The sequence below is a fragment of the Mesorhizobium qingshengii genome, from assembly GCF_900103325.1.
Classification (GTDB): domain Bacteria; phylum Pseudomonadota; class Alphaproteobacteria; order Rhizobiales; family Rhizobiaceae; genus Mesorhizobium; species Mesorhizobium qingshengii.
Window position 1 is genome coordinate 1 of the sequence record NZ_FMXM01000014.1, and the last position, 25,515, is coordinate 25,515.

Genomic DNA, 25,515 nt, shown 5'->3' on the forward strand with positions numbered 1-25,515 from the left:
CTGCGCTGACGTAAACCAGATCCGTGACGTCACCATGCAACACCTCCTCATCCTCTCAGATTAAGAGTGTTGCGGCGACCTATTGAACCCACCCGCCCTTCTTCGTTCGTGGCGCGCGCTCTTGCGGCGCATGCACTTCGGGAGGATAATTTCCATGTCGGATGCATTTTCTGGGCGACAAACCCGGATGCCCGCCCCGGCGAAGCCGCCGTGCTCCGTGGCCCCGGAGGGAGGTGTGCCATGACAAGCTACATCGTGCTGATGAACTGGACGGAGCAGGGCGCCAGAAGTGTGCGCGAGTCACCGAAGCGGCTCGACGCCGCCAGGAAGCAGTTGGGGGACATGGGCGGATCGTTCAAGGCGTTCTACCTGACCATGGGCGAATACGACATGGTGGCGGTGGTCGAAGCGCCCGACGATGCGGTCCTGGCTCGTTTCTCGCTGATGCTGGCGGCGGGCGGCAATGTCAGGACGCGGACGCTGAAAGCCTTCCCCGAACTCGCCTACCGCGAGATCATCACCTCGCTCGGATAAAGCCCTGAAAACAGCGCGGAGGCTGACGATCAGGCGCTGTCTTGACGGCGCCTGATCCACGGGTTCAGTCGACGCTGCAGGCCTTGTTTTGTGCGTGTCTCTGTCCCAAAACCGCTGCGCGCCTCAGCGACATGCGTTAGGATGTGGCCATGTCTGAACCGAATTCCCATGCCCATCTGTGGCCCGGCGTGCCGCTTGCCCTGGGCTCCGCCGCCCTGTTCGGCGCGGCGCCGCCGCTCTGCAAGCTGCTGCTCGACAGCGTCAACCCCTTCATGCTGGCCGGCCTGCTCTATCTCGGCGCCGGTGTCGGGCTGGCCCTCTATCGCCTGGCTCGCGGCACCGGCGCCGGCGAGGCGCAACTGACCGCCAGGGACATGCCATGGCTGGCGCTGGCGATCGGTGCCGGCGGCATCGTCGCCCCGGTGCTCCTGATGTTCGGCCTCAGCCTCAACACAGCGTCCAGTTCAGCGCTGCTGCTCAATCTCGAAGGATTGGCGACGATGGCGATCGCCTGGCTCGTCTATCGCGAGAATGTCGACCGGCGCTTGCTTCTGGGTGCCTTCGCCATCCTTGCCGGCGCCGTTCTGTTGTCATGGCAAGGCGAGGGCGTCGCCTTCAACCTCGGTGCCGTGCTCGTCGCCGGAGCGTGCTTGGCGTGGGGGCTGGACAACAATTTCACGCGCAGGATCTCGGCCACCGACCCGGTGGTGATCGCCATGCTCAAGGGGCTGGTGGCGGGTGTCGTCAATGTCGGGCTGGCGCTTGCCGCCGGGGCTTCGTTTCCCCCCGCGTCAATCGTCGCCATCACCGCGGCCGTCGGTTTCTTCGGCATCGGCGTCAGCCTGGTGATGTTCATCGTGGCGCTGCGCCATCTCGGCACGGCACGGACTGGGGCCTATTACTCGCTCGCCCCCTTTATCGGCGCGTTGCTGGCGATCGCCATCCTCGGCGACGCCATCACGCTCAAGCTGGCTGTCGCCGGGCTTCTGATGGGCTTCGGCCTCTGGCTGCATCTGTCCGAGCGCCATGAGCACGAGCACGACCACGAGGAGCTCGAGCATGAGCACAGCCATGTCCATGACGAGCACCACCAGCATCACCATGACGGGCCGGTGAGCGAGCCGCATTCACACTGGCACCGGCATGCGCCGATGCGCCACCGGCATCCGCATTATCCCGACCTGCACCACCGTCACGGCCATGGCTGAGCATGATGCTCGGGCAAGGGACCAAGCCTGAACTGACTGTCTGGTACAACAAGCGCTGCCCGGTCTGTAACGTCGGCATCGGCAGGCAGAAGCGACGGCTGATCGAGGCGGTCAAGGCCGGCCGCATCGAATTTCGCGACATCGACTTTGAACCAGCAGCACTTGCCGGATATAGAGCCTCGCTGGAGGATATCCGCCGCCGGTTGCACGCCACCGATGCACAGGGCCAACTGCTGGTCGGCGCCGATGTGGTCATTGCCGTCTGGAAGGCAACGCCGGGCGAGGGCTGGCTGGCAACGCTGTTCGGCAATCCGATCGCCTTGCCGCTGACCCGCTTTGCCTACGACCGTTTCGCCGACCTGCTCTACGCCTGGAACCGGCGCAAGGGCCGCTGGTAATCCTTGCCTTGCCGGTCGCCTAGCGTCGTATTGACCTCAATCAATGCCGCCCTTGTCGGTAGTCTCGATTGTGGAACCATCGTTTTGATGAGAGGCATGTGATGGAGAAGGTCGACTTCAAAAAAATCATGAAGGCGTTCTGGCAGCCTCCGGCGGGTGTGTTTTCCCTGGTCGATGTTCCCAAGCTGCAGTTTGCCATGATCGATGGCAAGGGCGATCCGAACACCTCCGAAGAGTACCGGCACGCGATCGAATGGCTCTACTCGGTGAGCTATCCCCTGAAGTTCATGTCGAAAAAGGAGCTTGGCAAGGACTATGGCGTCGCTCCGCTGGAAGGACTGTGGTGGGCTGAGGACATGTCGAGCTTCCTGACGGGCGACAAGCATCTCTGGTCGTGGACCATGATGATCATGCAGCCGGACTGGATCAGCGGTGAGATGTTCCAGGCGGCCCTCGACAAAGCGCGGGCGAAGCTCGGCGAGTCGCCCGAAAGCCTCAGATTGCAGTCCTTCCACGAAAGGCTGGCGGTGCAGATCATGCATATCGGACCCTATAGCGCCGAAGGACCGACGATCCTGCGCCTGCACGAGGAATTCCTGCCGGCCAACGGTCTCGTGGAAAACGGCAAGCACCACGAGATCTACCTGGGTGATCCTCGCAAGGCGGCACCAGAAAAACTGAGAACGGTGATCCGCCAGCCGGTCAAGAAACGATAGACTTGGCGCTATTACAGGCCGAAGGGCCCGAAGTTGCCTTCGGGCCTTTCCGCGTAGCGGCCTACCGAGTCGAGGGCTCGCACAGCCAACCGACAATGCGGCGCACCAGCGGCAGAACCAGAAGCAGCGTCGGAAACGCCACCAGCCAGGACAGGGCCCATGCGGTCATCCAGATGGCGGCCAGGCTGGGCTGGAATCCAAGGCTTTTCAACGTCGAGATGAGCGAGACGATGAAGGTCATCAACAGCGACAGCACCAGCGGGCTGAGAATCGCGGCATAGCGCGCAGGCAGCTTCCTGCGCCGATTTCCTGCAGTCATTTGGGAATTTCCCTGAAGTGTCCGGTCCATCGCATTCGGCATCCGTTCGCCCATTTCGGCGTAACTGCCCGGAAAGACCGGGGTGGATGCGTTGCTTGACGTCAGACGCTTACGGAGCGGTCTTTGACCCTCAAGCGCCTTCTAGCCACGTGTCGCGGCGAGGGCAAGCCCCTTGCGGCACCATTCAGATACATCGTAAGATATATCTTGACTCGACAGCGGCACGCGCCTAATTGAGATATATCGTAAGATATAACTCAAGGAGCAATCAATGCATAAGCACGACAATTTCGGGCACAAACATTTCGGCGAGCGCATGTTCATGCATATGGCCAGCAAATTCGGTGGCCGCGGCGGCGGTTTCGGACCGTTCGGCCATGGCGGACGTGGCGGCGGACGCGGCGGCGGACGCGGCGGCCCGGGTGACATGTTCCGCGCCGGCCGCATGCTGGCCGACGGCGATCTCAAGCTGATCACGCTGTCGCTGCTGGCCGAGGCGCCGCGCCATGGCTACGACATCATCAAGGCGCTGGAAGAGCGCACCAGCGGCATCTACAGCCCGAGCCCGGGCGTGGTCTATCCGACGCTGACCTTCCTCGAAGAGGCCGGCTACGCCGCTTCCGCCGCCGACGGCAACAAGAAGGTGTTCTCGATCACCGAGGCCGGGCAGGCGCATCTTGCCGACAACCGCGAGATGATCGACGCCGTGCTAGACCATCTCGAGCGCTTCGGCCGCAAGATGGCCAAGGCGCGCGACTGGTTCGGCTGGAACGACGAGAGCGAAGAGGGCGGGCGTCGCGGCGGTCGTGGCGGTCGCGGGGAGCGTTCGGACGCGCGTGACGAATTCCGCTCCGTGCGCCACCGCTTGCGTGCGGCTCTCGGCGACTTCGTCGATGCCCCGGCCGAGAAGCAGGCCGAGGCGATCGCCATCCTCGAAGGCGCCGCCGAGGCACTGGAAGCGCTGTCGCGCAAGTGAGGCCTTCCGGCTCAGCCGGACGCAGCCCTTGCCCGCCAGGCCAAGGACCGATAGTGAAATTCATCCCGCGCCACGCTACATGGTGCGGGATGAATGCTGTTGGAGGAACACCGATGTCTTTTCTGAAGCGTCTTTTCGGCGGTGGCGGCGGCAGCGGTGAGGCGGGCGAGCCAAAGAGCGCCGCGCCGGCCAAGCAGGTCGAGCACAAGGGATTCCTGATCAGCGCCACGCCCTACAAGACGGACGGCCAGTACCAGACCTGCGGCGTCGTCTCCAAGGAGATCGACGGCGTCATCAAGGAACACAAATTCATCCGCGCCGACCGCTTCGCCGGGCTCGACGACGCCGTCGACATCTCGATCAAGAAGGGCATGCAACTGGTCGACGAGCAGGGCGAGCGGATTTTCGGATAGGCAAGGCCGGGGTCAACCCAGGACCGTCAGCCGCGCCGCGCCGCCTCGATCGCGGCGACGTCGATCTTCTTCATATCCATCATCGCATCAAACGCGCGTTTTGCTTCATCGCCGCCGGCAGCCATCGCCTCGGTCAGCACGCGCGGCGTGATCTGCCAGGACACGCCCCATTTGTCCTTGCACCAACCGCAGGCACTTTCCTGGCCACCATTGCCGACGATGGCGTTCCAGTAGCGATCCGTCTCCTCCTGATCGTCGGTGGCGATCTGGAATGAGAAGGCTTCGTTGTGTTTGAACATGGGCCCGCCATTGAGGCCGAGACAGGGGATGCCGGCGACCGTGAACTCGACCGTCAACACGTCGCCCGCCTTGCCGGACGGGTAGTCGCTGGGAGCGCGGTGGACGGCACTCACCGAGCTGTCGGGAAAAGTCTCGGCGTAGAACCGGGCCGCGGCCTCGGCGTCCTTGTCATACCAAACGCAGATTGTGTTCTTGGCGATTGCCATTGCTTGTCCTTTCGCTTTTGAAGCCATTCCGGCGGGTTTCCCACGCACTCCAGACCGTTCGCGGCCAGCCTCACGGGTTGCACGCGAAGCTAGAATGCGTTCATGCGATCTGATGTTCCGGCGGCAAGGCGCCCAAAAGCCATGCCGGAACTCAAATCAGGGCGACCGGCGAACGGATCTTCGGATAAAGCGGACCCGAATTTTCAGCGCATTTTAGCCCGGTGTCGTCATTCGCTCCAGACAACGGGCCTCATCGATGGGCCTGCCGAGAGCGGCGAAGCGCGAGGCCGCTTCTTCAAATGCCGCCATGGCGCGGTTTTCGCTGCGCTCGGCGCGGCGCTGCACGCCACGCGCTTCCCAGACGGCCGCCACCCAGGGTCCGCCATTCCACATGCCGGCCACCCGCTCAGCCTCATCGAGCCGCCGGTTGACCTGTTCGACTTCGCCCGCCTCGGCCAGTGCAACCGCCGCGGCGGTGCGGAAGGTCATCGAGCAAGGTTGGCAGCTGTGGCCGGTGGACAACATGCGGTCGCCTTCCTGGATGGTCGCGGCGATCTTTTCGGGCGCGGAGGCGGCCCGCACCTCGAGGCCCTTCAGGCTGATCAGCAGATGCGGTGCAAGCCAGGAAGATTGGGCAAGGGTCGTGGCGCGCCGGATCAGCCGTCCCGCCTGCCATTTCTGGCCACGCGCCAGGGCAAGTTCCGTCAGACGCTGGAGCGCCAGCACGCGGCCGGCTACGGCGCCAACCTGCGTATAGAGTTTCTCAGCTTCCGTCAGCATGCGTTCGGCCTCGCCCAACTGACCCGAAAACAAGGCAGCTTCGCCCAGCACCAGGGAGGCAAGGCCGCGCCCGGCAAGCGAGCCGGCGCCCTCGGCGACCGATAGCAGTTCGCGTGCCGAAGCGGCGATGTCGTGATGGCCCTTGGCACTGCAAAGGCAGAATTCGGCCAGGCACAGATGCCCGTCAAAAACGTTGGAGACGAAGGCTGGTTTGGCCCGCACCCACTCGATGAACTCCGCCCGGAACAATTCGCGCCATTGCCCCTGCATATGGGCCACCAGCCCGATCAAGGCACTGGCCTCGCCAACCTCGCGGGCAAGTCCGGCGCCCATCGCCAGCTCACGGGTTTCCCTGCCGACCTGGGCGGCCTTGGCGAAATCGCCGCTTTGCAGATGCAGCAGGCCCCAGGCCAGCGAGGCGCGGATGCGGTCGCTCAACCCGACCGGGTCAATCGAGGGCACGGCCAACGCCTTTTCGTAGAGCTTCACGGTTTCAGCACCCGGGCCGACCCCAAGGTCGATGCGCAGGCTCTCGCTGAGCTGATTGAACAACCTGATCGCTTCGGCCCTGTTGCCGGCGTCCAGCGCCGCCTGCATCAGCGCGCATTGGGCCTGCTCATCGGCGGGGTCCAACGCGATCAGACGTTGCCAGAGCCTGCCCGCCCGCAGCACATCGGCATAGCGCTGGCGCAGGGCCTGGCGGGGCGTCTCGAACCAATCGACATAGGGGTCGTCCGGCAGCAGGTCACCGGCGTAGAGATCGGCGGCCATTTCGCAGGCGGCGGGATCGGAGCCGCGCAAGGCAAGCTTGGCGGCGGCCTCGAAAGCTTCAAGGTCAATTTCAAGATCGGCCGCCGGGGCAAGGGTGATGACATCGGCCGTCTGCTCGATCAGATCATGAGCGCCCAGCGCACGGCGGGCGAAGTGGATGGCCTTGCGCAGGTTCGCCCCGGCGGCCTCCGGATCAAGATCGGGCCAGAAGGCTTCCATGAGCTGTTCGCGGTGAATGCGGTGCGAACGGGTGACGGCAAGCAGCTTCACCAGCGCCGCTCCACGGTCACGGCGCCACGCCGCGGCCGGAATGACTTGACCGTCAAGACCGACACTGAACCCGCCGAGCAATTGAATTTGAACGCGCACTCGAAGCCCCTTCAGCATGCGATCCGCCGTTGCCGCCAAAAATACGGCCGTCACAAGCACCTGTGCGGCGGGGAACGCTGGCGGAACATAGGTTGCCTAGTCTGCCCTGGTAGTCAATTCCAACCCTCTGCCAGGAGAACCAAATGTCTCTTCGTATCGCCGACATGGCGCCCGACTTCACCGCCGAAACCACACACGGTCCGATCAACTTCCATGACTGGCTGGGCAACTCATGGGGCATCCTGTTTTCCCATCCCAAGGATTTTACCCCCGTCTGCACGACCGAGCTTGGCTACATGGCCAAGCTGAAGCCCGAGTTCGACAAGCGCGGCGTCAAGATCATCGGGCTCTCCGTCGACCCGGTCGAGCGTCATGCCGGATGGGCTGATGACATCGCCGAGACCCAGGGCCTTGCACCGAATTTCCCGATGATCGGCGACCCGATGCTGGCCATTGCCAAGCTCTACGATATGCTGCCCGCCACGGCCGGCGACAGTGCCGAGGGGCGCACGGCAGCCGACAACCAGACGGTTCGCCATGTCTACGTCATCGGTCCCGACAAGAAGATCAAGCTGATGATCGCCTATCCGATGACCACCGGCCGGAACTTCGACGAGATCCTGCGCGTGGTGGACTCCATGCAGCTGACCGCCAAGCACCGCGTGGCTACGCCGGTGAACTGGCGGCAGGGCGACGAGGTGATCATCGCGGGTTCGGTGTCGAACGACGAAGCCAAGGTCCTTTACCCCGAAGGCTGGAAGCAGCCCAAGCCCTACATCCGCATCGTCCCGCAACCGCACAGCAACGCCTGAGCCTTCTTTCCAGGCAACCCGGCAACAAGAGGTGACAGTATGAAACCCCGTATCCTTATCCTTGGCGCCGGTTTTGGCGGGCTTGAGCTCAGCACGTCCTTGTCCGAAGCTCTGGGTGACAGCATTGCTGTCACCCTGATCGACAAGTCGGATGCCTTCGTGTTCGGGTTTGCCAAGCTCGATCTGATGTTCGGCCGCGCAACCGAGACGGCTGTGCGGCTACCCTACGCCGACTACGCCAAATCCGGCGTCACGATGAAGCGCGAGACCGTCACCGCCATCGACCCGGAACGGCGGCGCGTGACGACCGACAAGGGTGTGCACGAGGCGGACATACTGGTAGTCGCCCTCGGCGCGGATTACGACGTTTCGGCCACGCCCGGCATTACGCTCGGCCGCAACGAATTTTACTCCGTACCGGGCGCCGCCCACATGGCGAAGGTGCTGCCCGGCTTCACCCGCGGCCATGCCGTGATCGGCGTCTGCGGCGCGCCCTATAAATGCCCGCCAGCACCCAGCGAGTGTGCCCTGATGCTGCACGACTACCTGACCGATAGAGGTGTCCGTGACAACTGCCAGATCACCTATGTGAACGCGATGTCGAGCCCGGTGCCGCCTTCTCCCGAAACCTCGAAGGCGCTGCTCGCGGCTTTCGCCGAACGCGATATCGCCTTCATTGCGAGCACCCGCGTGGTTTCCGTGGACGAGGGCCGCAAGGTCGTGACGCTCGACAACGGCAGCGAACTGCCCTGCGATCTGTTCCTTGGCGTGCCCAGGAACCGCGCTCCGGATGTCGTCGTCGAGGCCGGCATGACCGAGGGCGGCTGGGTGACCATCGATCCCCGCACACTCGAAACCCGCTTTGCTGGCGTCTACGCGCTGGGCGATCTGGCCAATACGGGTGCGCCGAAGGCGGGGGTCTTTGCCGAGGGCGCCGCGCGCACCGTTGCAGCGAACCTGATCGCCAGGCTGCGCCATGAGGAGCAGACGGCAAAGAACCCAGGTGCGGGATCCTGCTACATCGAATTCGGCGCCAACAGGATCGCCAGGGTGGATGTGGATTTCTTTTCCGGCCCAAAACCCACCGGTGCTTTCTATGAACCGTCGGAGGCGTTGCGAGTCGACAAGGTGAACTTCGGTTCCAGCCGCAAGGCCCGCTGGTTCGGGCACTGAGCTTCGGCAAAGGCGGGCGCCGACGGCGCCCGTCCCATCCGATAGAGCAGGTTTGTTTGACGCAATTCGCTGGGGAAAGCGCTACGCTTTCCCGGGAAAACCGCTTCACACTTTTCCTGGAATTGCTTCAGGCCATCTGCAGTTGCCTGCGCGGCAGTGGCGGGAAGGCGATGGCGATGCCCGCCGCGCCAAGTCCGATGATGGCCGAGCCGATGAACAGCCAGGAATAGCTGGCGTAGGCATCGAACACCATGCCGCCGGCGAGCGGTCCGAGCGCCATGCCGAGGCTGGACAGCATGGTGGCGGCGCCGAACACGGTGCCGAGGATGCGCTGCCCGAAATATTCGCGCGCCAGCACCGCATAGAGCGGCATCACGCCGCCATAGGTGGCACCGAAGATGACGGCGAGCATATAGAACTGCTCGAGCTGGCTGATCGAGAGATAGGCGGCAATCACGACCGACTGGATAGCGAGGCCCGCGATCAGCACCGGCTTGACGCCCAGCCGGTCGGCCAGCACGCCATAGAGAAGCCGGCCACCGAGGCCCGCGAGACCCTCGACGCTGTAGATCGAGACCGCCGCCATGGGGGCGACGCCGCACAGCATGGCATAGCTCACCATGTGGAAGATCGGCCCGGAATGCGCGGCGCAGCAGGCAAAGAAGGTTAGTCCCAGCACGATGAACTGCGGCGAGCGCAGCGCTTGGCCGACCGTCATGCCGGCGCCTTCGGCAACAGGCGCGGAACTGGTCCCGGGCCCAACTGGCTGTGGCGGTTGGCGCACCAGAAGCACCGCCGGCAACAGCAGCACCCAGGCCGTGATGCCGATGTCGAACATGGCGGTGCGCCAGTCATAGGCCGAGATCAGCCAGCGGGCGAAGGGCGAGATCGTCATCGGTGCCACGCCCATGCCGGCCGAGACCAGCGACACCGCAAGGCCGCGATGGGTGTCGAACCAGCCGGTGGTCAGCGCGATCATCGGCGCGAAGAAGGCGCTGGCGGCAAGGCCGACCAGCACGCCATAGGTGACCTGGAAGGTGACGAGTGAGCCGGCGCGGCTGGCCAGCACCAGCGCCAGCCCGAGCAGCACAGCGCCGATCATCACGACGATGCGGGCGCCAAAGCGGTCCGACAGGGCGCCCCAGGCGAAGCCGCCAAGGCCCATCACCAGGAAATTGAGCGTCATGGCGCTCGAAATGCCGGCGCGCGACCAGCCGGTGTCGATCGCCATCGGTTCGAGGAAGATCGCCAGCGAAAACATCGTGCCGATGGCGACACAGGACATCAGCGCGCCAGCGGCGACGATGACCCAACGATAGGAAAGGCTCATTCAAATCTCCCATGCCAGAGCGCAGCGCCGCGCGCTGCTTGCATCCGAAGGACGCTGGCGCCGAGGCCGATCCTACAATCCGGTTGCATTTTTTATCCAGTCTGGAATGGCCCCGTTTTCCCGGCCGTTTCTGGTCGCTTTCTGTATTGGTCGCTGCCCCAAAACCGCTTCGCACTTTTGGACGACTGCCGTCAGATCGGCAGCTCCGACGTGTACTTGATCGTCCAGCTCGGAACGTCGGTCTTGACGTTCTGCACGCCCTTGATACGGCTCAGATGCTCCGACTGGAAGCGGCGATAGTCGTCGATGTCGGCCGCCACCACGCGCACCATGGCATCGCAGTCGCCGAGCATCAGGTAGCATTCCATCACTTGCGGCAGCTTGGCCACTTCGGTGGCGAAGTGCTCGATCGTGTCCTCGTCCTGCGTCTTCAGCCAGATGCGGGTGAAGAAGGTGAGGCCCTTGCCGATGCTGGCCGGGTTGAGCACCGCGACATAGCGGTCGATGACGCCGGCCTCCTCCAGCAGTTTCACGCGCCGCAGGCATGGCGAGGGCGACAGGCCGACTTCATTGGCCAGATCGGTGTTGGCCATGCGACCGTCGCGCTGCAGCGCCCGCAGGATCCGCTTGTCGATCTCGTCCAGCTTCATTGGCTGCGGATTCCATCATTTATCAGAATTGTGATGTGTGATGCCAATTTTTGGCAGATGAAACGCATCTTCGCAATCAAATTGCGGACAGGCTTGGGTATGCTTGCCGCCGACATCACGAGACTTCAAACTCAACCGGAAGCGGCGGCCGCGAGGCCAGCCCATGGATAGCCATGAGCATTTCACAGGCAGTCGAGACGACTGGCGATGGTTCGAGATCCGAGTTCCGCCGTGGCGTGGCGTCATGCGCGCCGGTGCTGTTCGGCACCATCCCCTATGCGCTGGTGCTTGGAGCCCAGGCCACGCAGAAGGGCTTGAGCGTCGTCGAACTGCCTGTCATGACAGGGCTGAATTTCGCCGGCGGCTCGGAATTCGCCGCAATCCAGTTGTGGACATCGCCGCCGCACATCGTGCTCGTCGTCGCCATCACGTTCCTGGTCAACAGCCGGCATCTGCTGATGGGCGCGGCCCTGGCGCCGTTCCTGCGTCATCTGCCGCGACGCAAGATGTTTCCGGCGCTGTTCTTCCTATGCGACGAGAGCTGGGCGCTCGGCCTTGCCGACGCCAGGCAGCGTGCCGCCGCAGGCGTAACGCCTGCCTTCAGCCCGCGTTATTACATGGGCGCGGCACTTGCGATGTATCTCACCTGGGTGGCCTTCACCACGACAGGGGCCTTGCTCGGCCCGATGCTGGGCGATGTCGAGACCTATGGTTTCGACATGGCGTTTCCAGCTGTCTTCCTGGTGCTGATGCGTGGCATGTGGAAGGGCGTGGCGGCGGCGCGGCCCTGGCTCGCCAGCCTGGTCGTCGCCGCACTTGCCTATCTCTTCATTCCGGGCGCCTGGTATGTCGCCGCCGGCGCCGTGTCGGGGCTGGTCTCGGCTTGGCTGATGGCAGGTGATGCATGATCGATCCCGCGACCCTTCTCACCATCGTGCTGATGGCCGGCATCACCTATCTGACGCGGATCGGCGGCTATGTCGTGCTGCGCAACCGCGTGCTCAGCGCCCGCGCCACGGCGGTGATGGAAGCGGCGCCCGGTTGCGTGCTGATCTCGGTCATCGCACCGGCCTTCGTGTCGAGGCACCCTGCCGACCTCCTGGCGCTGGCGATCACTTTCGCCGCCGCGACAAGGCTGTCCATGCTGCCGACCGTTCTGATTGGGGTCGCCTCGGCGGGGCTGCTGCGGCATTTCATCGGATAGAAAAGCAGCTCCGGTTGGGCTCACAGGGTCTGCGGCCACTGTTGGGCGGCGTGTATGACGGTGAGTATTTCGATGGTATCTCCGTTTACACGGTAAGGGAGGATATAGGGAATATCGACCAAAACGAGCTCTCGCGTCGCTTTGATGCGCCCAACGCGACCCATGGCTGGCTGCTCGGTGAGCAACTCCGCCGCCGACAAGATACGCGCAATGACACGAGCGGCCGCCTCGGGACTGTCTTCCTCGATATGCGCGCCGATTTCGTCAAGCCGACGCAATGCCCGCTTGGTCCAGCGGATTGTCCTTCGGCTCACAATCAGCCGGCGGACTTGACGTATTTCCCGATCACGGCGGCCAACTCTTGCTCATTGGCAAATTCACCACGATCGGCCTCGGCCAACCCTGCCTCTATCTCCGCGAGCTGCCATTCCTGGCGGGCTACAAAGTCCTCAATGGCCTGGGCGGCCACATAAGAGCGCGAGCGGTCAAGCTTTTCGGCAAGCTGGTCGAGCCTGTCTGTCGTGTCGTCTGGGAGCCGTACGGTAAAAGCGGTCATAGTTACAATTCACGTTGGTTCACTATGATTATTGGTGAACCAAGGTGAATCGTCAAGGCTGCCATATCGGGAAGCAAGCGGCGAGGGGCTGCCCACGCTTTCAAGAGACAGCAAGAAAAAGGCAGACGCGAAAGCGCCTGCCCTTTCAATTCGAAGCTGTTTCCGCTTAGGCCGCAGCCGCGGCAACCTGCTGGCTGGCGGCGACCACGGCATCGACCTTGGCGGTCGCCTTGGCAAGCGCGGCGGTCACCGCGTCAGGGCCCATGCCGACGCCTTCGATGCGGATGACGTCGACATCGGTCATGCCGATGAAGCCGAGCACGCTGCGCAGGTAAGGAATGGCGTGATCCATCTGCACGGCCGCACCTTCGGAGTAGATGCCGCCGGAAGCCAGCACGATATAGACCTTCTTGCCGGTGACGAGGCCCTTGGGGCCGTTCTCGCCATAGGCAAAGCTCTTGCCGGAGCGGGCGACGTGATCGACCCACGACTTCAGCGTCGAGGAGATGTTGAAGTTGATGAAGCCGGTGGCGAGGATCACCGTGTCGGCGGCGAACAGCTCGTCGAGCGCGACGTCGGAAACGCCGACCACTTCGGCCTGGCGCGCGGTGCGGGATTCGGCCGGTGTGTAGATGCCGGTCGCATAGTCGGCATCGATATGCGGCAGCGGGTTGGCGACGAGATCGCGCACGACAAGCGTGTTCGACGGATCGACGGCAAGCAGCTTCTCGGCGAATTCGGTGGCGATGCGAGTCGAGTGCGAGGCGGCGCCACGCGGGCTCGAGGTTACAAGAAGAATGGACATAGCGGGTCTCTCCAGTGGAAATTGAATTGTCCCGCCAGATATGGGGCTACCATCTCATCTGAAAAACTGGTATATTTTCTATACGATCCATCTATAAAACAGATATATATGCAACCCAATCCGACACTCGACCAGCTTCAGATATTCGTTGCCGTCGCCGATACCGGCAGTTTCTCGGCCGCCGGCCGCAAGCTCAACCGGGCGCAATCCGTGATCAGCTATGGCATCGCCAATCTCGAGGTTCAGCTTGGGCTGAAGCTGTTCGAACGCGAGGGTACGCGCGAGCCACAACTGACCGAGATCGGCCGGGCGATGCTGGAGGATGCACGCCGCATGGTCGGCGTGCTGCAGCGCATCCGCTCGCGCGTCGATGGTCACAGGCAAGGTCTGGAGGCGGAAGTCGCGATATCGGTCGACATGTCGCTGCCGTCGCCGGTGCTGGTGCGGGTGCTGAAGGCGTTCGAGGCGCAGTTTCCAACGGTCATGCTGCGGCTGCATATCGGCTCGCTCGGGCTGATCATCGATCATGTCGTCAACGGCGAGGCCGATCTTGGCGTCGGCGGCATTCCGGGCGACGCCGACGTGCACCTTCTGCGCATTGGCTTCACCTCGATGGTGCCGGTTGCGGCACCCAGCCACCCGCTGGCGCTGCTGCCCAAACCGGTGCCACTGGAGGATGTGCGCGAATACACGCAGTTGGTCGTCTCCGACCAGTCGGAGCGCACCAAGGGACACGACTACGGCGTGTTCGCCTATCGCACCTGGCGGCTGACCGATGTGCGCACCAAGCATGCGCTGATGCGCGAGGGGCTGGGCTGGGGCGGGCTGCCGCGATGGCTGGTCGCCGACGACCTGGCGAGCGGCCGGCTGGTCGAGTTGGATCTGGAGCCCTACAGCGAGGTGCGCTCGCCGCTGTTTGCCATGCACCGCGCTGACCGCAGCCCGAAACCGGCGGCTGCCTGGCTTATCGACCAGTTCAAGCGCCAGCTCGGCTGTTTCAACGAGTTCGAGCCGGACCAGGTGCCTGACGAAGAGCCGGAGACAATCCATCAATCAGCGCCATGAGAACGGCGCGGTAGTCCTCGGCTGAGGCGCCGGCCTCGATGGCCAGTGCCGCACGGTCGAAGGCGGAAGCAAGCAGCGCGGTCAGCGCCTCCGCCGGCAGTCTCGTCATCGTGTGGGTCCGCATCGCCGCGACAAGACCCTCGCGCAGCGAGCGGTTGCCGTGGCGGTTGTCGATCGCGTCCATGGCGGCGCGCCCCAGCACGGCCGGACCATCGAGCAGCAACAGCCGCGTGCGGCCGGGCGCGCGCATGGCGGCGAGATAGGCATCGGAGCCGGCAATCAGCGCGTCGCGGGCATCGAGCGAGGACGGCGAGGCGCGCTCGATCTCGTCCGCCACCGCCGCCGCTTCCTGCTCGACCACGGCGGCGAACAGCGCCTGCTTGTCGGCAAAATGGTGGTAGAGCGCGCCGCGCGTCACGCCGGCGGCGGCGACGATCTCGGGCGTTCCGGTCTCGGCATAGGATTTTTCGGTGAACAGTTTTCGCGCGGCGGCGATCAGGTCGGCACGCGTCGCCTCGGTGCGGTCACGGTTGGAGCGGCGCGCGGATTCCTGTTGCATACATGCAGCCTGTATGTTAATTCGATTCACATGCAGACTGTATGTTAATTGACGGGAGAAGGAAAGATGAAGACCACCAGCTACTATCCGGTGCTGATGACCGGCGACGTCGCCGGCACGGCGGCCTTCTATGTCGAGCATTTTGGCTTCCAGCCGCTGTTTGAAAGCGACTGGTACGTGCATCTGCAATCGGCTGAGAGCAAGCGCGTCAATCTCGGCATCGTCCAGGGCGACCACGAAACCATCCCGGAAGAGGGGCGGGGCCGCGCATCGGGCCTGCTGATCAATTTCGAGGTCCGCGACCCCGACGCGGTCTATCAACGGGTCCTGGCCGCCGGCCTGCCGATCCTGCGTTCCCTGCGGGACGAGCCCTTCGGCCAGCGCCATTTCATCACCAGGGATCCCAATGGCGTGCTGATCGACGTCATCAAGCCAATCCCGCCGAGCGAGGAGTTCCTGGCGCAATATGCGGAGGGTGCTGCGGGGGCCTGAGCAGTGGCCTCAACTGGCCCTTGCCACCGGCGTCACCGTCACTGCGCTGACACCGGTGCGGCGCACCACCGTGCACAGCGTCTCGCGGCCGATGCGTTCGGCGTCGAGCATGCGCACGAGGTCGTCGACGCCGGTCACCGGGCGCCCGTCGATGGCGGCGATGATGTCGCCTTCTTTCAGGCCGGCCTTGGCCGCCGGGCCGTTCTTCTCGACGCTGCGCAACCGCACGGCCGTGCTGGTCGACACTTGCGACAGAAGGGCGGCGCGGCGTGGCAAATTGGTGGTGTCGGCCGAGACGCCGATGAAGGCGCGGCGCACGCGGCCGAAGCGGATGATCTCCGAGATGACGAAATTGGCGGTGTTGGAGGCGACCGCGAAGGCAATGCCTTGTGCGCCATGGATCATGGCGGTGTTGACGCCAATGACCTCGCCGGCCGACGACACCAGCGGCCCGCCGGAGTTGCCGGGGTTGAGTGCCGCGTCAGTCTGGATGACGTCGTCGATCAGCCGGCCGGTCGAGGCGCGCATCGAGCGGCCGAGCGCCGAGACGACGCCGGAGGTGACGGTCCATTCGAAGCCGAGCGGGTTGCCGATGGCAATGGCGATCTGGCCGCGCCGCAGGCGCTTGGAATCGCCAAGCGGTGCGACATCGGCAAAGCTGCCGTCGGCGCGCACCAGCGCGATATCGGTGTCGGGATCGCGGCCAAGCACGCGGCCTTCGCTGGAAGCACCGTCCGGCATCGACACGCGCACCGTCTTGGCGTCGCCGACGACGTGGAAATTGGTCACGACCAATCCGTCCGGCGCGATGACGAAGCCGGAGCCATGGCCGCCCTGACCGCCAAGGCGCTCGATGCGGCAGACGGCCGGGCCGATGCGGTCGACGGCGTCGGTCACCGTCGTCGAATAGGCGTCGAGCAACGTGTCGTCGGATTCGAATTTGGCTGCGGCGAGGGCCATGGAAGGGCTCCGTGTTTTCAGGCTTGATCGTGACTATATGTGCGGAGCAGTCCAATCGGCCGCGACCTGACCAGATGGCCAGTCAAACCAGCAACTAGCCGTCAGGCGAGTACCTCTGAACACGCCGCCGAGCGATATCTGGGGCATGACAGAACCCAGGAGACCAATATGAGCGATTTCAATCTGAGTGCGTTTTCCCAAGCCATCGCCGATCTTGCCGCGAAGGCGGCTCCGGTTACAGCGAGCCTGTCCACGCATCATCACCGCACGGCCACCGCCTTCCACTGGCGCGACGGCTATTTCGTCACCGCCGAGGAAGCCGTCGAAGCCGGCGAGGAGACCGAGCTGACGCTGGCTTCGGGCGAGATGGTGAAGGCCGAGCTGGTCGGCCGCGATCCCTCGACCGGTGTCGCCTTGCTGAAGCCTGCCGCTACGGCCACTGTGCCCACGCTCGCCAAGGCGGACGCGGTGCGGCCCGGCAACATCGCCATCGCCATCGGCAACAGCGACGGTTCCGCCCTGGCTGTGTCGGGCTCGGTCGGCGAGGTCGGTCCGGCCTGGCGCTCGATGCGCGGCGGCACCATCGACCGGCGGCTCAATCTTGCCATCGGCGCCGGCGGCCGCTTCGAGGGCGGTCCGGTGCTCGACGCCAAGGGCGCGCTGATCGGCATGCTCTTGTTCGGGCCGCGCGGCCGCGCGCTGGTCATGCCCTACGAGACGATCGAGCGGGCGGTGGCAACGCTGCGTGAGAAGGGCCATGTCGCGCGCGGCTATCTCGGCGCCGGCCTGCACCCGGTGCGCGACCGTGACGCGCATGGCGCGATGGTGATGAGCCTCGACGACGATGGCCCGGCCAAGGCTGCCGGCCTCTCTCTCGGCGACATCATCGTGGCGTGGAACGGCGAGGCCGTGCATGGCCCGCGCGACTTGATCCGCAGGCTCGGCCCCGACAGCGCCGGCGCTTCGGTGGCGCTTGGCGTGGTGCGCGGCGGCGAACAACGCGATGTCGCGCTGACCATCGGCGAAAAGCCGCTGAGCTGAGAGGATCGATGGACAGGCTCGCCAGCGACCGGATCATGGGTAACGGTGCCGCCTCGCGGCGGCTGGTGGTGCTGATTGCGCTTGGCGACGCGGGCCGCGCCGAGCGCCTGGCCGGCTCGCTTGCCGCCAGCGATGACCTGTTGCCGGTCGTGGCCGGCGCCGCCGACGTCGCCATCGTTGACGACAGGAGCGGTGATGCCGTGCCGGCCTCCACGCCACGGGTGCTGTTGTCGGGGCGTGCCAACGTGGAGCGGCCTGCTGGCGAGGTGATGGCCATCCTGCCTGCAGGCACGGATGATCTGCTGATCGCCGCGGCGGCGCGGCTGGCGGCGGCCGGCTATCGCGTCTCGGGCGATGGCGGAAGCGGGCGCCATGAGGATTTCCGTGCCGGCGAGGGCGAGCCGTTCGAGGATGAGACCTCCGACGAGCACGCCATCCGACCGACGCTGTCGCCGCGCGAGGCGGAAGTGCTGGCGCTGCTGGCCGAAGGCGCGCCCAACAAGGTGATCGCGCGGCGGCTCAACATTTCCGTGCACACGGCGAAGTTCCACGTCGCCGCGATCCTGATCAAGCTCGGTGCCGCCAACCGCACCGACGCGATCGCCATCGCCATGCGGCAGGGCCTAGTGCTGGTCTGATATCGATCACACCGCCGCTTCGATGTCGGTCAGCCGAAAATCGTCGCCCTTGAACAGCAATGGCATGGCTTCAAGACGCGCCGTCGCATAGGCGATGCAGTCGCCGTAGTTCAGCGCTGCCGGATGCCGGCCCTTGCCGTAGCGCAGGAAGGCCTGGCGGGCGACAGCGGCATGGTCGGCGGTGAAGGCGATGGTTTCGATCGAGGCCGCGCGCAGGAAATCGTCGAGGCGATCAAGGATTTCATCCTGCCTGCCGCCAGCGAGCACCATGGTCGTTTCAAGAAGTGTTGGCGCCGCCAGTAATCGCCGTTTTGCCTGTGCGATAGCCAGCACGAAACCCTCATGGCCGGGCTCGGCGCGCAGGACCGCAACCAGGGCCGAGGAATCGATGATCATTTCGTCGGGATTCCGAACTCGTCGTAGCCGAGAATCTCCTCATCGGTCATGGCGCCTTCACGTTTGGGGACTTTTCCGGCCCTGTCGGAGATCGCCATCAACCGTTGAAAAAGGTCGCTGGTTTCGTCGCGCGGCACCAGCCGCTCGCGCGCTACCTCGCGCGCGAGACTCTGGCGGATCGCCTCCGTCACCGATACGCGGCGACGACGCGCGAGTTCGCGCGCCAGTAGCTCGACTTCCGGGTTCTTGATCGACAGCGCCATTCTATATTCTACCTGTTCGTATAGAATATATACCGAGCATCAGGTAAATCCAACAGGTTTCAAGCGGAGGCCCCGCCAGCCTCCGCAGCGTCACCATGGCTTCCCGCCGCAAGCTCTTGTATCCGGCAGCGGCGCGGGCAAGGATCGCGTGACAGAGGCACAGGGAGGCGGAGGAAAAATGTCGCTCAAGGGAAAGACGGTGTTCATCTCCGGCGGGTCGCGCGGCATCGGGCTGGCGATCGCGTTGCGCGCCGCGCGGGACGGCGCCAATGTGACGATCGCCGCCAAGACCGCCGAGCCGCATCCGAAGCTGCCGGGCACGATCTATACGGCGGCGCAGGAGATCGAGCAGGCCGGCGGCAAGGCGCTCCCGGTGCTGTGCGACATCCGCGAGGAGCCACAGGTCGCCGAAGCGGTTTCAAGGACCGTCGAAAAATTCGGCGGCATCGACATCTGCGTCAACAATGCCAGCGCCATCCAGCTTACCGGCACGCTGGAGACCGACATGAAGCGCTATGACCTGATGCACCAGATCAACACGCGCGGCACGTTCCTGGTGTCCAAAATGTGCATTCCGCACCTGAAGTTGGCAAAGAATCCTCACATCCTGAATCTGGCGCCGCCGCTCGACATGAAGGCCAAGTGGTTCAAGAACCACGTTGCCTACACCATGGCCAAGTTCGGCATGTCGATGTGCACGCTGGGCATGAGCGCGGAGTTCGCCAAGGACGGTATCGCGGTCAATTCGCTGTGGCCGATCTCGACCATCGACACGGCGGCGGTACGCAATCTGCTGGGTGGCGCGACGGTCGCGGCGATGAGCCGTTCACCCGACATCATGGCCGACGCCGCGCATGCCATCTTCATGCGGCCGTCGCGCGAAACGACCGGCAATTTCTACATCGACGAGGAGGTGCTGCGCGCCGAGGGCGTCATGGATTTTTCGATCTATGCGCCGGGCGCGACTGGGCCGCTGGCCGGTGACTTTTTCGTGCCGGACGAGGTGTTCGCCCGGACGGACAGCAAGATCAAGAGCATCTATTAAAGCCAGGCCGGCTTGCCACCTGCAAGTCGCTGAGCCGAGGGAAAGCCTTGCTCATACAAGGCGATAGGGCGTCGATCCTGCCGGAATGATTCAATATCCGGCAGGCGCTCAGCCCTCGTCCTTCTTGGCCTTGCCCAGGCCCATCAGCCGGTCGATATAGGCGAGCATCAGCGCCGAGACGACGAAGGTGAGGTGGATGATGGTCAGCCACATCAACTGGTCGGTCGTATAGGAGACCGAGTTCAGGAACACCTGAAGCAAATGGATCGACGAGATCGCCACGATGGTCGAGGCGACCTTGACCTTCAGCGAGCCGACGTCGATCGTGCCCAGCCAGTGGACCTTGCCGTCATTCTCGTCGAAGCGGCTGACGAAATTCTCGTAGCCCGAGATGATGACCATCACCACCAGCGAAGCGACGAGTGCGGCATCGATCAGGCCGAGCATCTTCAGGATGGTGTCGGTGTCGCCGAGCGTGAAGGCCACGGTGACGAACTCATAGAGCTTCTTGCCGAACGACAGCGCGTAGATGGCCAGCGCCACGCCAAGGCCGAGATAGAAGACGACCAGCAGCCAGCGCGAGGCAAGAATGATCGATTCGATGGCCAGTTCGAGACGCTTCATGAGTGGTTCCGGTCGACTTTCCCCAGGGGTGCGGGCCGTATTTCGGTCAGGTCGCCCCTGTTTGCAAGACAAAGTTTGCCAGGCAAAAAAGCCCCGCCGGAGAGGGACCGGCGGGGCTCAATGCGTCCCGCTGGAGTCGGGACGGGGCAGGGAACGCCCAGTCCTGAATCTGGGGTAGGCAAGTCCGCGATTCAATGCCCGGGTACAATTCCTGTTGAACCGCGGATTGCGTTCGTAGTCCTGTCCATCCCGGCAAGCCGGGATGGACTTTTCTCTGGTGGTCTGATTCCAGAAGCTGCTTCAAGCCTTTGGAAAAAAAAGCCTTAATTGTTGCTGGCGACAGGCGCCACCAGCGAGGTGATGCGGCGGATGGCGACGCGCCGGTTCTCACGGTTAGGCGCGGGCGTGTTGACCTTCAGATACTCCTCGCCGTAGCCCTGTGTCGTCAGGTTCTCCGGCGGGATGCCGAAGGCGTTGGTGAGCGCCTCCGCCACCGCTTCGGCGCGACGGTCGGACAGAGCAAGGTTCGCTTCGGGCGTGCCGACGGCGTCGGTATGGCCTTCGATCAGGAAGGTCTCGGCCGGGTTCTTCTTCAACAGCTTGTCCATGGCGCTGGCAACGCCTTCGAGCTTCTGCACTTCGGTGTCGGAGATCGAGGACGAACCGAACTCGAAGTTCAGCGTGTCGAGATCCACGCGGCGCGCAATGTCGCGAACGCGGGCCGAACGCTTGACCTCGTCGATCGAGTAGAGACGCTGGACCCTCTCGACCGGAGGCTGGTCGAGGAAGGTGTAGTAGTCGTCCGGGCTCTCGACGTCCTCGGAATTGAGGATGTAGTCACGGCGTGGGATGGTCAGCCGCATCGGCGGCAGATCGTCGCCGGGATCGCGCCAGTCGCCATCATCCTGATAGCTCCGCTCGTCGACATAGCTCAGCACATATTCGCGGCCATCGGGCGTGATGCGCGAACGCTGGATAACGTCGCCGTAACGGTTGCGGATGGTGACGATCCGCACGCCATTGCCGCGCTCGACGGTCTCGCGCGTCCGGCCCTGCGGCAGATCCTCGTAATAGACATCCTTGGCGCCGCGGTTCATGCGCGGGGCATCGTTGCTCTGGACCATTGTCTGGCCGCCGAGCTGGATGATGACGCGGTCGCCGATCTCCTTGAGTACGTCGACGCCCTTCGGGCGGCGGCGGTCGCGGATGTTCTCGTCGGGCGCGCGATCGAGGCGCGTGCCCTTTTCCTCCGTCACCGGGACGATCTTCTCGGGCTTGATCTCCTGCTGAGCGGCCTTGTCGTCGGCTGGCGGCGGTCCCTGGTCGACGGGAGCGACCGCCGGCTTGCGGCCCTGAGTGCCACCTTGCTGGGCGTCCTGCCCGCCATTCTGCTGCTCGCCATTCTGCTGGGCGTTCTGCTTCCTGCCGCCCTTACGCACGGCATCCTTCTGGCTGTCCAGAATGGGGGCCGCATTGGGATCGGTGGGGGCTTCGCCCTGCACCGGGTTTTCACCCTGCACGGGTGCTGCCTTGTCGCCATTGGCCGGTTGCCTGCCGATGGCTGGCTGTTCTCCGGTTACCGGCTGCTCACCCGTGGCAGGTTGCTCACCGGTAGCGGGCTGTTCACCCGTGGCGGGCTGTTCGCCAACCGGTTTCTTGCCGCGCTTCTTCCTCTTGTCCTGGGGCTGGTCACCCTGGAGCGCGGGCTGTTCGCCGGCAGGAGCCGGTTCGACCTTGGGCGTGGCTTCCCCGGCAGGAGCTGCCTTCTGGGTCGGCGTCGGCGCGACGGCCGGTTCGGCCGGCTGGGCCTGCTGGTCCTGCTTGCGCTTCTTGCGCGGATTGGCCTGATCGGCCGGCTGGTTGTCATTGGCGGGCGCCACCTGGGCGGCGGGGGCCTCTCCAGCCGGAGCGGTTTCGATCTGCTGTTGCTGATCGCGCTTCTTCTTGCGCGGCTTCAACTGCTGTTCATCGATAGCGGGAGCAGCCTGTTGCGCTGGCGCTGCTTCGGCTGGCGCCTGTTCAGTCTGCTGCTGCTGATCACGCTTTTTCTTGCGCGGCTGCTGCTCGGGCTGCGCCTGCTGATCGGCGGGTGCCTGCTCGATCTGCTGCTGCTGGTCGCGCTTCTTGCGTGGCTTCAACTGCTGTTCATCGACGGCGGGAGCAGCCTGTTGCGCTGGCGCTGCTTCGGCTGGCGCCTGTTCAGTCTGCTGCTGCTGATCACGCTTCTTCTTGCGCGGCTGCTGCTCGGGCTGCGCCTGCTGATCGGCGGGTGCCTGCTCGGTCTGCTGCTGCTGGTCACGCTTCTTGCGCGGGGGCTGCTCGCCTTGCGCGGGCTGCTCCGCCTGGGCGGGCTGGGCCTGTTCCTGCTTTTTCTTGGGGGCCCCTTGCCTCTGCGCGCAGGCTTCGGCTGATTCGCCCTCGGCGCACGCGGCCTGCGCCAAAATGAATGGGGCTGACGTTCGCTGGGCCGGACCGAATGCGGCATTGCCTTGCAGCGGGTACGCGCCCAACGGCGCGGATGCCATCAACAGGCCAAGCGCTGTGCCTGCCAGAATCCGTGGTTGGCGTTTCATCGAGAATTCTCCTTGTGGGGTCCCATCCTTGCCGTAACCGATCTTGTGCCGATTGGTTCCGGTTTCGCTGGGATTAGAGGCCGTACGGGGCGATTGGCCGGCCTTTTGAAGGCAACTTCGTGTCATTTGGCTGGCGACCGCCGCATTCTGGCTGTTGCGGCGCTTGACCTTGCCGGCGGCCGGGGCCACATCCCGCAAATGGAAACACCATTCTGGAAGACCAAGGCGCTGGAGGCGATGAGCCCGGCCGAGTGGGAGTCGCTGTGCGACGGCTGCGGCAAATGCTGCCTGTCGAAGCTCGAGGACGAGGATACCGGCGAAATCTACTGGACCAGCGTCGGTTGCCGGTTGTTCGATGCGCGGAGCTGCCGCTGCTCGGATTATGCCAACCGGCTGGCGCGCGTTAGCGACTGCGTCGGGCTGACGCCACACAATGTGCGCACCATCAGCTGGCTGCCCAGCACCTGCGCCTACCGGCTGGTGGCCGAGGGCCGCGATCTCTACTGGTGGCACCGGCTGGTGTCGGGCAGTGCCGAGACCGTGCATGAGGCCGGCATCTCGATGCGCGGCCGGGTCAAGGCGAGCGAGACCGACCTTGCCGAGCCGGAAGATTATTTCGACTATATGCTGGACGAGGAACCGTAGGGCCGGCGTTTAGACGATTGGCCTGATCGTGCGCCGTCGACGCAGGAGACCGTCGTAAGTCGGGAACCGGGCGCGGGGAAAAAGCGTTGGCGGCCATTGTTCGAAAACCGGCGAAGATTGAGAAGCGGCCAGCGATTTCCCTTTTCCCGCCACATGAACCGCGGATGAACGGCGAGTTCGTAAATGGTTCAGACAGGCTGGTGCATTCTCCCCCCATCGATTTCACGAGGACGGGCGAAAGCCCGCAACAAGGAGAGAAGACCATGTTCAATACGATAAAGACGGCGGCCCTCTCGGCCCTGATCGGCCTCGGCACGCTGGCGGCCATGCCCGCTCATGCCGACAGCCTCTATCTCGGCTTCGGCAACAACAACGACCCGCGTTTCGGCGTCTATGCCGGTGAGGATGGCTACCGCCATCGCCGTGATGAACGCCGTGACTACTGGCGCCGTGGCTGTTCGCCGGAGCGCGCCCTCGACAAGGCCGAGCGCATGGGCCTCTACCGGGCCCGCATCGTCGACGTGAACCGCCGCACGGTCAAGGTGATGGGCCGCCAGGATGGTGACCGCGTCGTCATCGTGTTCGCCAACGAGCGTGGCTGCCCGGTTATTTATCGGTAAGGCCGGTTCGGCTTGGTAGGCATGATCTTCTCTAGAGATCAGCCAGAGGCATGACCCTCTACGAGGGCCAGCCTGGAGTTTGGAGGCATGATCTTCTTCGAAGATCAGCCCGGAAGCATCATCTTCTGCGAAGATGAGCTTGGACTAGCGGAGCCCCTTTCCACTTGAAGGGTGTGGCTCGAAAAACCCCGCGGGAGCAATCCCGCGGGGTTTTTCATGCACATTGGTCGATGACCCCGCCCGTGGCCGAACAAAGCCCAGCCACGGGTTGTCCGAGCGGGTTATTTCAGTTCGAAGGTGACGGTGACCTGGACGTTGTAGGAGTTCTCGCCGGCCTGCACCGGGGCTGCCGCGCCGGCCGCGGCGTCGAAGGCCTTGGCGTTGATCGGCATCGGCGTCGGCGCGATGTTCTGGTCGGTGATCTCGAGCACCCGGCCGAGGCTGACGCCGGCGGCTTCGGCCAGCGTCTTGGCCTTGGCCATGGCGTTGGCGACCGCCTTCTTGCGGGCCTCGGTGACGGTGGCCGCCGGGTTGTCGTTGGTGAAGGCGATGCCGCCGCCCTGGTTGACGCCGAGCGACACCGCCTTGTCGAGAATCTCGCCGGTCTTGTCGACGTCGCGCACGCGCACCGACAGTGTGTTGGTCACCTGATAGGCGACGAGTTCGGCTTCCTGGCTGCCGTCCGGCTTGTTGGTGTAGTTGTAGCGCGGATTGATCTGGATGCCGGCGGTCTGCAGGTCGCGGTCCTTGATGCCGGCCGACTTCATCGCCGCGATCACGGCGGCCATGGCGTCGTTGTTGGCGTCCAGCGCGGCGCGCGCGGTCTTGGCTTCGCGCATGACGCTGAGCGTCAGGACCGCCAGATCGGGGGCCACGGTTGCTTCGCCTTCGCCGCTGACAATGATGCGGGGCGGCGTCTGCAAGTCGGCGGCTCCAGCCATCGCCGGAAAAGCGATCGCGGCGGCGAGCGCGAGGGGCAAAAGGTGTCTGGTCATGAAAATCTCCTTGGTCCGCGATCAAGTCGCACGGCTCGCGTAGAGCGCGATTATGGGGTGATTTGGGCGATCTCGGAAA

Annotated in this window: 32 protein-coding genes; 17 read left to right on the plus strand and 15 right to left on the minus strand. The window is 64.3% G+C overall.

The genetic code is table 11. The features are described 5' to 3' along the window. Positions 1-240: 240 nt before the first annotated feature. From BLS48_RS21270 to BLS48_RS21285, 4 genes are all read left to right on the plus strand, one after another. Positions 241-534: a GYD domain-containing protein gene (locus BLS48_RS21270; RefSeq protein WP_091581675.1), complete on the plus strand. Its 294-nt coding sequence runs from the start codon at positions 241-243 to the stop codon at positions 532-534. Positions 535-683: 149 nt separating this feature from the next. Further along, on the plus strand, positions 684-1,742 hold the full coding sequence (locus BLS48_RS21275; RefSeq protein WP_091581679.1) for a DMT family transporter: 1,059 nt from the start codon (positions 684-686) through the stop codon (positions 1,740-1,742). A 5-nt stretch (positions 1,743-1,747) separates the two neighbouring features. Next, positions 1,748-2,140: a thiol-disulfide oxidoreductase DCC family protein gene (locus tag BLS48_RS21280; protein WP_091582072.1), complete on the plus strand. Its 393-nt coding sequence runs from the start codon at positions 1,748-1,750 to the stop codon at positions 2,138-2,140. A gap of 101 nt (positions 2,141-2,241) precedes the next feature. Continuing rightward, entirely contained in the window at positions 2,242-2,856 is a 615-nt protein-coding gene (locus BLS48_RS21285) for a GyrI-like domain-containing protein (RefSeq protein ID WP_091581681.1), read from the plus strand. 61 nt (positions 2,857-2,917) lie between these two features. Here the strand turns inward: BLS48_RS21285 and BLS48_RS21290 are convergent, their stop codons facing one another. Next, positions 2,918-3,175 carry a DUF2798 domain-containing protein gene (locus BLS48_RS21290; protein WP_091581684.1) on the minus strand — a complete coding sequence of 86 codons (258 nt, stop codon included), beginning with the start codon at positions 3,173-3,175 and terminating at the stop codon, positions 2,918-2,920. A 271-nt stretch (positions 3,176-3,446) separates the two neighbouring features. Here BLS48_RS21290 and BLS48_RS21295 point away from each other — a divergent pair, with 271 nt between their 5' ends. Continuing rightward, positions 3,447-4,151, plus strand: a complete 705-nt coding sequence (locus BLS48_RS21295; protein WP_091581687.1) for a PadR family transcriptional regulator — start codon at positions 3,447-3,449, stop codon at positions 4,149-4,151. A gap of 113 nt (positions 4,152-4,264) precedes the next feature. Then, positions 4,265-4,564 carry an HlyU family transcriptional regulator gene (locus BLS48_RS21300; RefSeq protein WP_091582075.1) on the plus strand — a complete coding sequence of 100 codons (300 nt, stop codon included), beginning with the start codon at positions 4,265-4,267 and terminating at the stop codon, positions 4,562-4,564. A gap of 26 nt (positions 4,565-4,590) precedes the next feature. On the opposite strand, the gene BLS48_RS21305 is transcribed toward BLS48_RS21300, so the two are convergent. Both BLS48_RS21305 and BLS48_RS21310 read right to left on the minus strand, forming a co-directional pair. Further along, positions 4,591-5,064 carry a VOC family protein gene (locus BLS48_RS21305; RefSeq protein WP_208604654.1) on the minus strand — a complete coding sequence of 158 codons (474 nt, stop codon included), beginning with the start codon at positions 5,062-5,064 and terminating at the stop codon, positions 4,591-4,593. A gap of 219 nt (positions 5,065-5,283) precedes the next feature. Then, positions 5,284-6,990, minus strand: a complete 1,707-nt coding sequence (locus BLS48_RS21310; protein WP_091582078.1) for an AfsR/SARP family transcriptional regulator — start codon at positions 6,988-6,990, stop codon at positions 5,284-5,286. 143 nt (positions 6,991-7,133) lie between these two features. Here BLS48_RS21310 and BLS48_RS21315 point away from each other — a divergent pair, with 143 nt between their 5' ends. Beyond that, positions 7,134-7,802: a peroxiredoxin gene (locus BLS48_RS21315; protein ID WP_091581693.1), complete on the plus strand. Its 669-nt coding sequence runs from the start codon at positions 7,134-7,136 to the stop codon at positions 7,800-7,802. Positions 7,803-7,841: 39 nt separating this feature from the next. Further along, positions 7,842-8,975 carry an NAD(P)/FAD-dependent oxidoreductase gene (locus BLS48_RS21320; protein WP_091581696.1) on the plus strand — a complete coding sequence of 378 codons (1,134 nt, stop codon included), beginning with the start codon at positions 7,842-7,844 and terminating at the stop codon, positions 8,973-8,975. A gap of 127 nt (positions 8,976-9,102) precedes the next feature. Here BLS48_RS21320 and BLS48_RS21325 read toward each other — a convergent pair whose 3' ends face one another. Continuing rightward, positions 9,103-10,305, minus strand: coding sequence for an MFS transporter (locus tag BLS48_RS21325; protein WP_091581698.1), 1,203 nt, complete (start codon positions 10,303-10,305; stop codon positions 9,103-9,105). Between the two features lie 191 nt (positions 10,306-10,496). Continuing rightward, on the minus strand, positions 10,497-10,955 hold the full coding sequence (locus BLS48_RS21330) for an Lrp/AsnC family transcriptional regulator (protein WP_091581701.1): 459 nt from the start codon (positions 10,953-10,955) through the stop codon (positions 10,497-10,499). Positions 10,956-11,128: 173 nt separating this feature from the next. Here BLS48_RS21330 and BLS48_RS21335 point away from each other — a divergent pair, with 173 nt between their 5' ends. Together BLS48_RS21335 and BLS48_RS21340 are read left to right on the plus strand one after the other, a co-directional pair. Beyond that, positions 11,129-11,863, plus strand: coding sequence for an AzlC family ABC transporter permease (locus BLS48_RS21335; protein WP_091581704.1), 735 nt, complete (start codon positions 11,129-11,131; stop codon positions 11,861-11,863). Further along, positions 11,860-12,159 (plus strand): AzlD family protein, encoded by a 300-nt coding sequence (locus tag BLS48_RS21340; RefSeq protein ID WP_091581707.1) that lies wholly within the window; start codon positions 11,860-11,862, stop codon positions 12,157-12,159. The genes BLS48_RS21335 and BLS48_RS21340 overlap by 4 nt, the downstream gene beginning before the upstream one ends. Before the next feature lie 20 nt (positions 12,160-12,179). Here the strand turns inward: BLS48_RS21340 and BLS48_RS21345 are convergent, their stop codons facing one another. The 3 genes from BLS48_RS21345 to BLS48_RS21355 form a co-directional block, all read right to left on the minus strand. Continuing rightward, positions 12,180-12,473 carry a type II toxin-antitoxin system RelE/ParE family toxin gene (locus BLS48_RS21345; protein ID WP_091581709.1) on the minus strand — a complete coding sequence of 98 codons (294 nt, stop codon included), beginning with the start codon at positions 12,471-12,473 and terminating at the stop codon, positions 12,180-12,182. 2 nt (positions 12,474-12,475) lie between these two features. Next, positions 12,476-12,715 carry a CopG family ribbon-helix-helix protein gene (locus BLS48_RS21350; RefSeq protein ID WP_091581712.1) on the minus strand — a complete coding sequence of 80 codons (240 nt, stop codon included), beginning with the start codon at positions 12,713-12,715 and terminating at the stop codon, positions 12,476-12,478. A 166-nt stretch (positions 12,716-12,881) separates the two neighbouring features. Beyond that, entirely contained in the window at positions 12,882-13,520 is a 639-nt protein-coding gene (locus BLS48_RS21355) for an FMN-dependent NADH-azoreductase (protein ID WP_091581715.1), read from the minus strand. Positions 13,521-13,628: 108 nt separating this feature from the next. On the opposite strand from BLS48_RS21355, the gene BLS48_RS21360 reads away from it, so the two are divergent. Then, positions 13,629-14,585 (plus strand): LysR family transcriptional regulator, encoded by a 957-nt coding sequence (locus tag BLS48_RS21360; RefSeq protein ID WP_091581717.1) that lies wholly within the window; start codon positions 13,629-13,631, stop codon positions 14,583-14,585. Here the strand turns inward: BLS48_RS21360 and BLS48_RS21365 are convergent. Continuing rightward, entirely contained in the window at positions 14,518-15,144 is a 627-nt protein-coding gene (locus BLS48_RS21365; RefSeq protein ID WP_091581720.1) for a TetR/AcrR family transcriptional regulator, read from the minus strand. The genes BLS48_RS21360 and BLS48_RS21365 overlap by 68 nt on opposite strands. A 66-nt stretch (positions 15,145-15,210) precedes the next feature. Between BLS48_RS21365 and BLS48_RS21370 the strand changes: the two genes are divergently transcribed. Further along, complete coding sequence (locus tag BLS48_RS21370; protein WP_091581723.1) at positions 15,211-15,636, plus strand: VOC family protein; 426 nt, start codon at positions 15,211-15,213, stop codon at positions 15,634-15,636. 9 nt (positions 15,637-15,645) lie between these two features. Here BLS48_RS21370 and BLS48_RS21375 read toward each other — a convergent pair whose 3' ends face one another. Next, positions 15,646-16,596: a S1C family serine protease gene (locus BLS48_RS21375; RefSeq protein WP_091581726.1), complete on the minus strand. Its 951-nt coding sequence runs from the start codon at positions 16,594-16,596 to the stop codon at positions 15,646-15,648. A gap of 168 nt (positions 16,597-16,764) precedes the next feature. Between BLS48_RS21375 and BLS48_RS21380 the strand changes: the two genes are divergently transcribed. Both BLS48_RS21380 and BLS48_RS21385 read left to right on the plus strand, forming a co-directional pair. Next, entirely contained in the window at positions 16,765-17,637 is an 873-nt protein-coding gene (locus tag BLS48_RS21380) for a S1C family serine protease (RefSeq protein WP_091581728.1), read from the plus strand. 8 nt (positions 17,638-17,645) lie between these two features. After that, positions 17,646-18,275 (plus strand): helix-turn-helix transcriptional regulator, encoded by a 630-nt coding sequence (locus BLS48_RS21385; protein WP_091581731.1) that lies wholly within the window; start codon positions 17,646-17,648, stop codon positions 18,273-18,275. Positions 18,276-18,281: 6 nt separating this feature from the next. On the opposite strand, the gene BLS48_RS21390 is transcribed toward BLS48_RS21385, so the two are convergent. Together BLS48_RS21390 and BLS48_RS21395 are read right to left on the minus strand one after the other, a co-directional pair. Next, a complete protein-coding gene (locus tag BLS48_RS21390; RefSeq protein WP_091581734.1) occupies positions 18,282-18,671 on the minus strand; it encodes a type II toxin-antitoxin system VapC family toxin in 390 nt (129 codons plus the stop codon). Further along, entirely contained in the window at positions 18,668-18,934 is a 267-nt protein-coding gene (locus BLS48_RS21395; RefSeq protein WP_091581736.1) for a type II toxin-antitoxin system VapB family antitoxin, read from the minus strand. Before BLS48_RS21395 ends, BLS48_RS21390 begins: the two co-directional genes overlap by 4 nt. A gap of 178 nt (positions 18,935-19,112) precedes the next feature. Between BLS48_RS21395 and BLS48_RS21400 the strand changes: the two genes are divergently transcribed. After that, positions 19,113-19,979, plus strand: coding sequence for an SDR family oxidoreductase (locus BLS48_RS21400; protein ID WP_091581739.1), 867 nt, complete (start codon positions 19,113-19,115; stop codon positions 19,977-19,979). A gap of 108 nt (positions 19,980-20,087) precedes the next feature. Here BLS48_RS21400 and BLS48_RS21405 read toward each other — a convergent pair whose 3' ends face one another. Beyond that, on the minus strand, positions 20,088-20,603 hold the full coding sequence (locus BLS48_RS21405) for a TIGR00645 family protein (RefSeq protein WP_091581741.1): 516 nt from the start codon (positions 20,601-20,603) through the stop codon (positions 20,088-20,090). A 323-nt stretch (positions 20,604-20,926) separates the two neighbouring features. After that, a complete protein-coding gene (locus BLS48_RS21410) occupies positions 20,927-23,176 on the minus strand; it encodes an OmpA family protein (RefSeq protein ID WP_091581744.1) in 2,250 nt (749 codons plus the stop codon). A gap of 198 nt (positions 23,177-23,374) precedes the next feature. Here BLS48_RS21410 and BLS48_RS21415 point away from each other — a divergent pair, with 198 nt between their 5' ends. Both BLS48_RS21415 and BLS48_RS21420 read left to right on the plus strand, forming a co-directional pair. After that, the gene (locus BLS48_RS21415; protein ID WP_091582080.1) at positions 23,375-23,821 is read left to right on the plus strand and encodes a YcgN family cysteine cluster protein; all 447 of its coding nucleotides are present in this window, start codon (positions 23,375-23,377) and stop codon (positions 23,819-23,821) included. Between the two features lie 263 nt (positions 23,822-24,084). Further along, on the plus strand, positions 24,085-24,441 hold the full coding sequence (locus BLS48_RS21420) for a hypothetical protein (protein ID WP_091582084.1): 357 nt from the start codon (positions 24,085-24,087) through the stop codon (positions 24,439-24,441). Positions 24,442-24,722: 281 nt separating this feature from the next. On the opposite strand, the gene BLS48_RS21425 is transcribed toward BLS48_RS21420, so the two are convergent. After that, complete coding sequence (locus BLS48_RS21425; RefSeq protein ID WP_091581748.1) at positions 24,723-25,436, minus strand: SIMPL domain-containing protein; 714 nt, start codon at positions 25,434-25,436, stop codon at positions 24,723-24,725. Positions 25,437-25,515: the final 79 nt, after the last annotated feature.

What these genes read in the sequence shown, in the direction of transcription:
- BLS48_RS21270 (WP_091581675.1), top strand. Translation starts at nt 241, where the DNA reads ATGACAAGCTACATCGTGCTGATGAACTGGACGGAGCAGGGCGCCAGA.
- BLS48_RS21275 (WP_091581679.1), top strand. Translation starts at nt 684, where the DNA reads ATGTCTGAACCGAATTCCCATGCCCATCTGTGGCCCGGCGTGCCGCTT.
- BLS48_RS21280 (WP_091582072.1), top strand. Translation starts at nt 1,748, where the DNA reads ATGCTCGGGCAAGGGACCAAGCCTGAACTGACTGTCTGGTACAACAAG.
- BLS48_RS21285 (WP_091581681.1), top strand. Translation starts at nt 2,242, where the DNA reads ATGGAGAAGGTCGACTTCAAAAAAATCATGAAGGCGTTCTGGCAGCCT.
- BLS48_RS21290 (WP_091581684.1), bottom strand. Translation starts at nt 3,175, where the DNA reads ATGACTGCAGGAAATCGGCGCAGGAAGCTGCCTGCGCGCTATGCCGCG.
- BLS48_RS21295 (WP_091581687.1), top strand. Translation starts at nt 3,447, where the DNA reads ATGCATAAGCACGACAATTTCGGGCACAAACATTTCGGCGAGCGCATG.
- BLS48_RS21300 (WP_091582075.1), top strand. Translation starts at nt 4,265, where the DNA reads ATGTCTTTTCTGAAGCGTCTTTTCGGCGGTGGCGGCGGCAGCGGTGAG.
- BLS48_RS21315 (WP_091581693.1), top strand. Translation starts at nt 7,134, where the DNA reads ATGTCTCTTCGTATCGCCGACATGGCGCCCGACTTCACCGCCGAAACC.
- BLS48_RS21320 (WP_091581696.1), top strand. Translation starts at nt 7,842, where the DNA reads ATGAAACCCCGTATCCTTATCCTTGGCGCCGGTTTTGGCGGGCTTGAG.
- BLS48_RS21325 (WP_091581698.1), bottom strand. Translation starts at nt 10,305, where the DNA reads ATGAGCCTTTCCTATCGTTGGGTCATCGTCGCCGCTGGCGCGCTGATG.
- BLS48_RS21330 (WP_091581701.1), bottom strand. Translation starts at nt 10,955, where the DNA reads ATGAAGCTGGACGAGATCGACAAGCGGATCCTGCGGGCGCTGCAGCGC.
- BLS48_RS21335 (WP_091581704.1), top strand. Translation starts at nt 11,129, where the DNA reads ATGAGCATTTCACAGGCAGTCGAGACGACTGGCGATGGTTCGAGATCC.
- BLS48_RS21340 (WP_091581707.1), top strand. Translation starts at nt 11,860, where the DNA reads ATGATCGATCCCGCGACCCTTCTCACCATCGTGCTGATGGCCGGCATC.
- BLS48_RS21350 (WP_091581712.1), bottom strand. Translation starts at nt 12,715, where the DNA reads ATGACCGCTTTTACCGTACGGCTCCCAGACGACACGACAGACAGGCTC.
- BLS48_RS21355 (WP_091581715.1), bottom strand. Translation starts at nt 13,520, where the DNA reads ATGTCCATTCTTCTTGTAACCTCGAGCCCGCGTGGCGCCGCCTCGCAC.
- BLS48_RS21360 (WP_091581717.1), top strand. Translation starts at nt 13,629, where the DNA reads ATGCAACCCAATCCGACACTCGACCAGCTTCAGATATTCGTTGCCGTC.
- BLS48_RS21365 (WP_091581720.1), bottom strand. Translation starts at nt 15,144, where the DNA reads ATGCAACAGGAATCCGCGCGCCGCTCCAACCGTGACCGCACCGAGGCG.
- BLS48_RS21370 (WP_091581723.1), top strand. Translation starts at nt 15,211, where the DNA reads ATGAAGACCACCAGCTACTATCCGGTGCTGATGACCGGCGACGTCGCC.
- BLS48_RS21375 (WP_091581726.1), bottom strand. Translation starts at nt 16,596, where the DNA reads ATGGCCCTCGCCGCAGCCAAATTCGAATCCGACGACACGTTGCTCGAC.
- BLS48_RS21380 (WP_091581728.1), top strand. Translation starts at nt 16,765, where the DNA reads ATGAGCGATTTCAATCTGAGTGCGTTTTCCCAAGCCATCGCCGATCTT.
- BLS48_RS21385 (WP_091581731.1), top strand. Translation starts at nt 17,646, where the DNA reads ATGGACAGGCTCGCCAGCGACCGGATCATGGGTAACGGTGCCGCCTCG.
- BLS48_RS21390 (WP_091581734.1), bottom strand. Translation starts at nt 18,671, where the DNA reads ATGATCATCGATTCCTCGGCCCTGGTTGCGGTCCTGCGCGCCGAGCCC.
- BLS48_RS21395 (WP_091581736.1), bottom strand. Translation starts at nt 18,934, where the DNA reads ATGGCGCTGTCGATCAAGAACCCGGAAGTCGAGCTACTGGCGCGCGAA.
- BLS48_RS21400 (WP_091581739.1), top strand. Translation starts at nt 19,113, where the DNA reads ATGTCGCTCAAGGGAAAGACGGTGTTCATCTCCGGCGGGTCGCGCGGC.
- BLS48_RS21405 (WP_091581741.1), bottom strand. Translation starts at nt 20,603, where the DNA reads ATGAAGCGTCTCGAACTGGCCATCGAATCGATCATTCTTGCCTCGCGC.
- BLS48_RS21410 (WP_091581744.1), bottom strand. Translation starts at nt 23,176, where the DNA reads ATGAAACGCCAACCACGGATTCTGGCAGGCACAGCGCTTGGCCTGTTG.
- BLS48_RS21415 (WP_091582080.1), top strand. Translation starts at nt 23,375, where the DNA reads ATGGAAACACCATTCTGGAAGACCAAGGCGCTGGAGGCGATGAGCCCG.
- BLS48_RS21420 (WP_091582084.1), top strand. Translation starts at nt 24,085, where the DNA reads ATGTTCAATACGATAAAGACGGCGGCCCTCTCGGCCCTGATCGGCCTC.
- BLS48_RS21425 (WP_091581748.1), bottom strand. Translation starts at nt 25,436, where the DNA reads ATGACCAGACACCTTTTGCCCCTCGCGCTCGCCGCCGCGATCGCTTTT.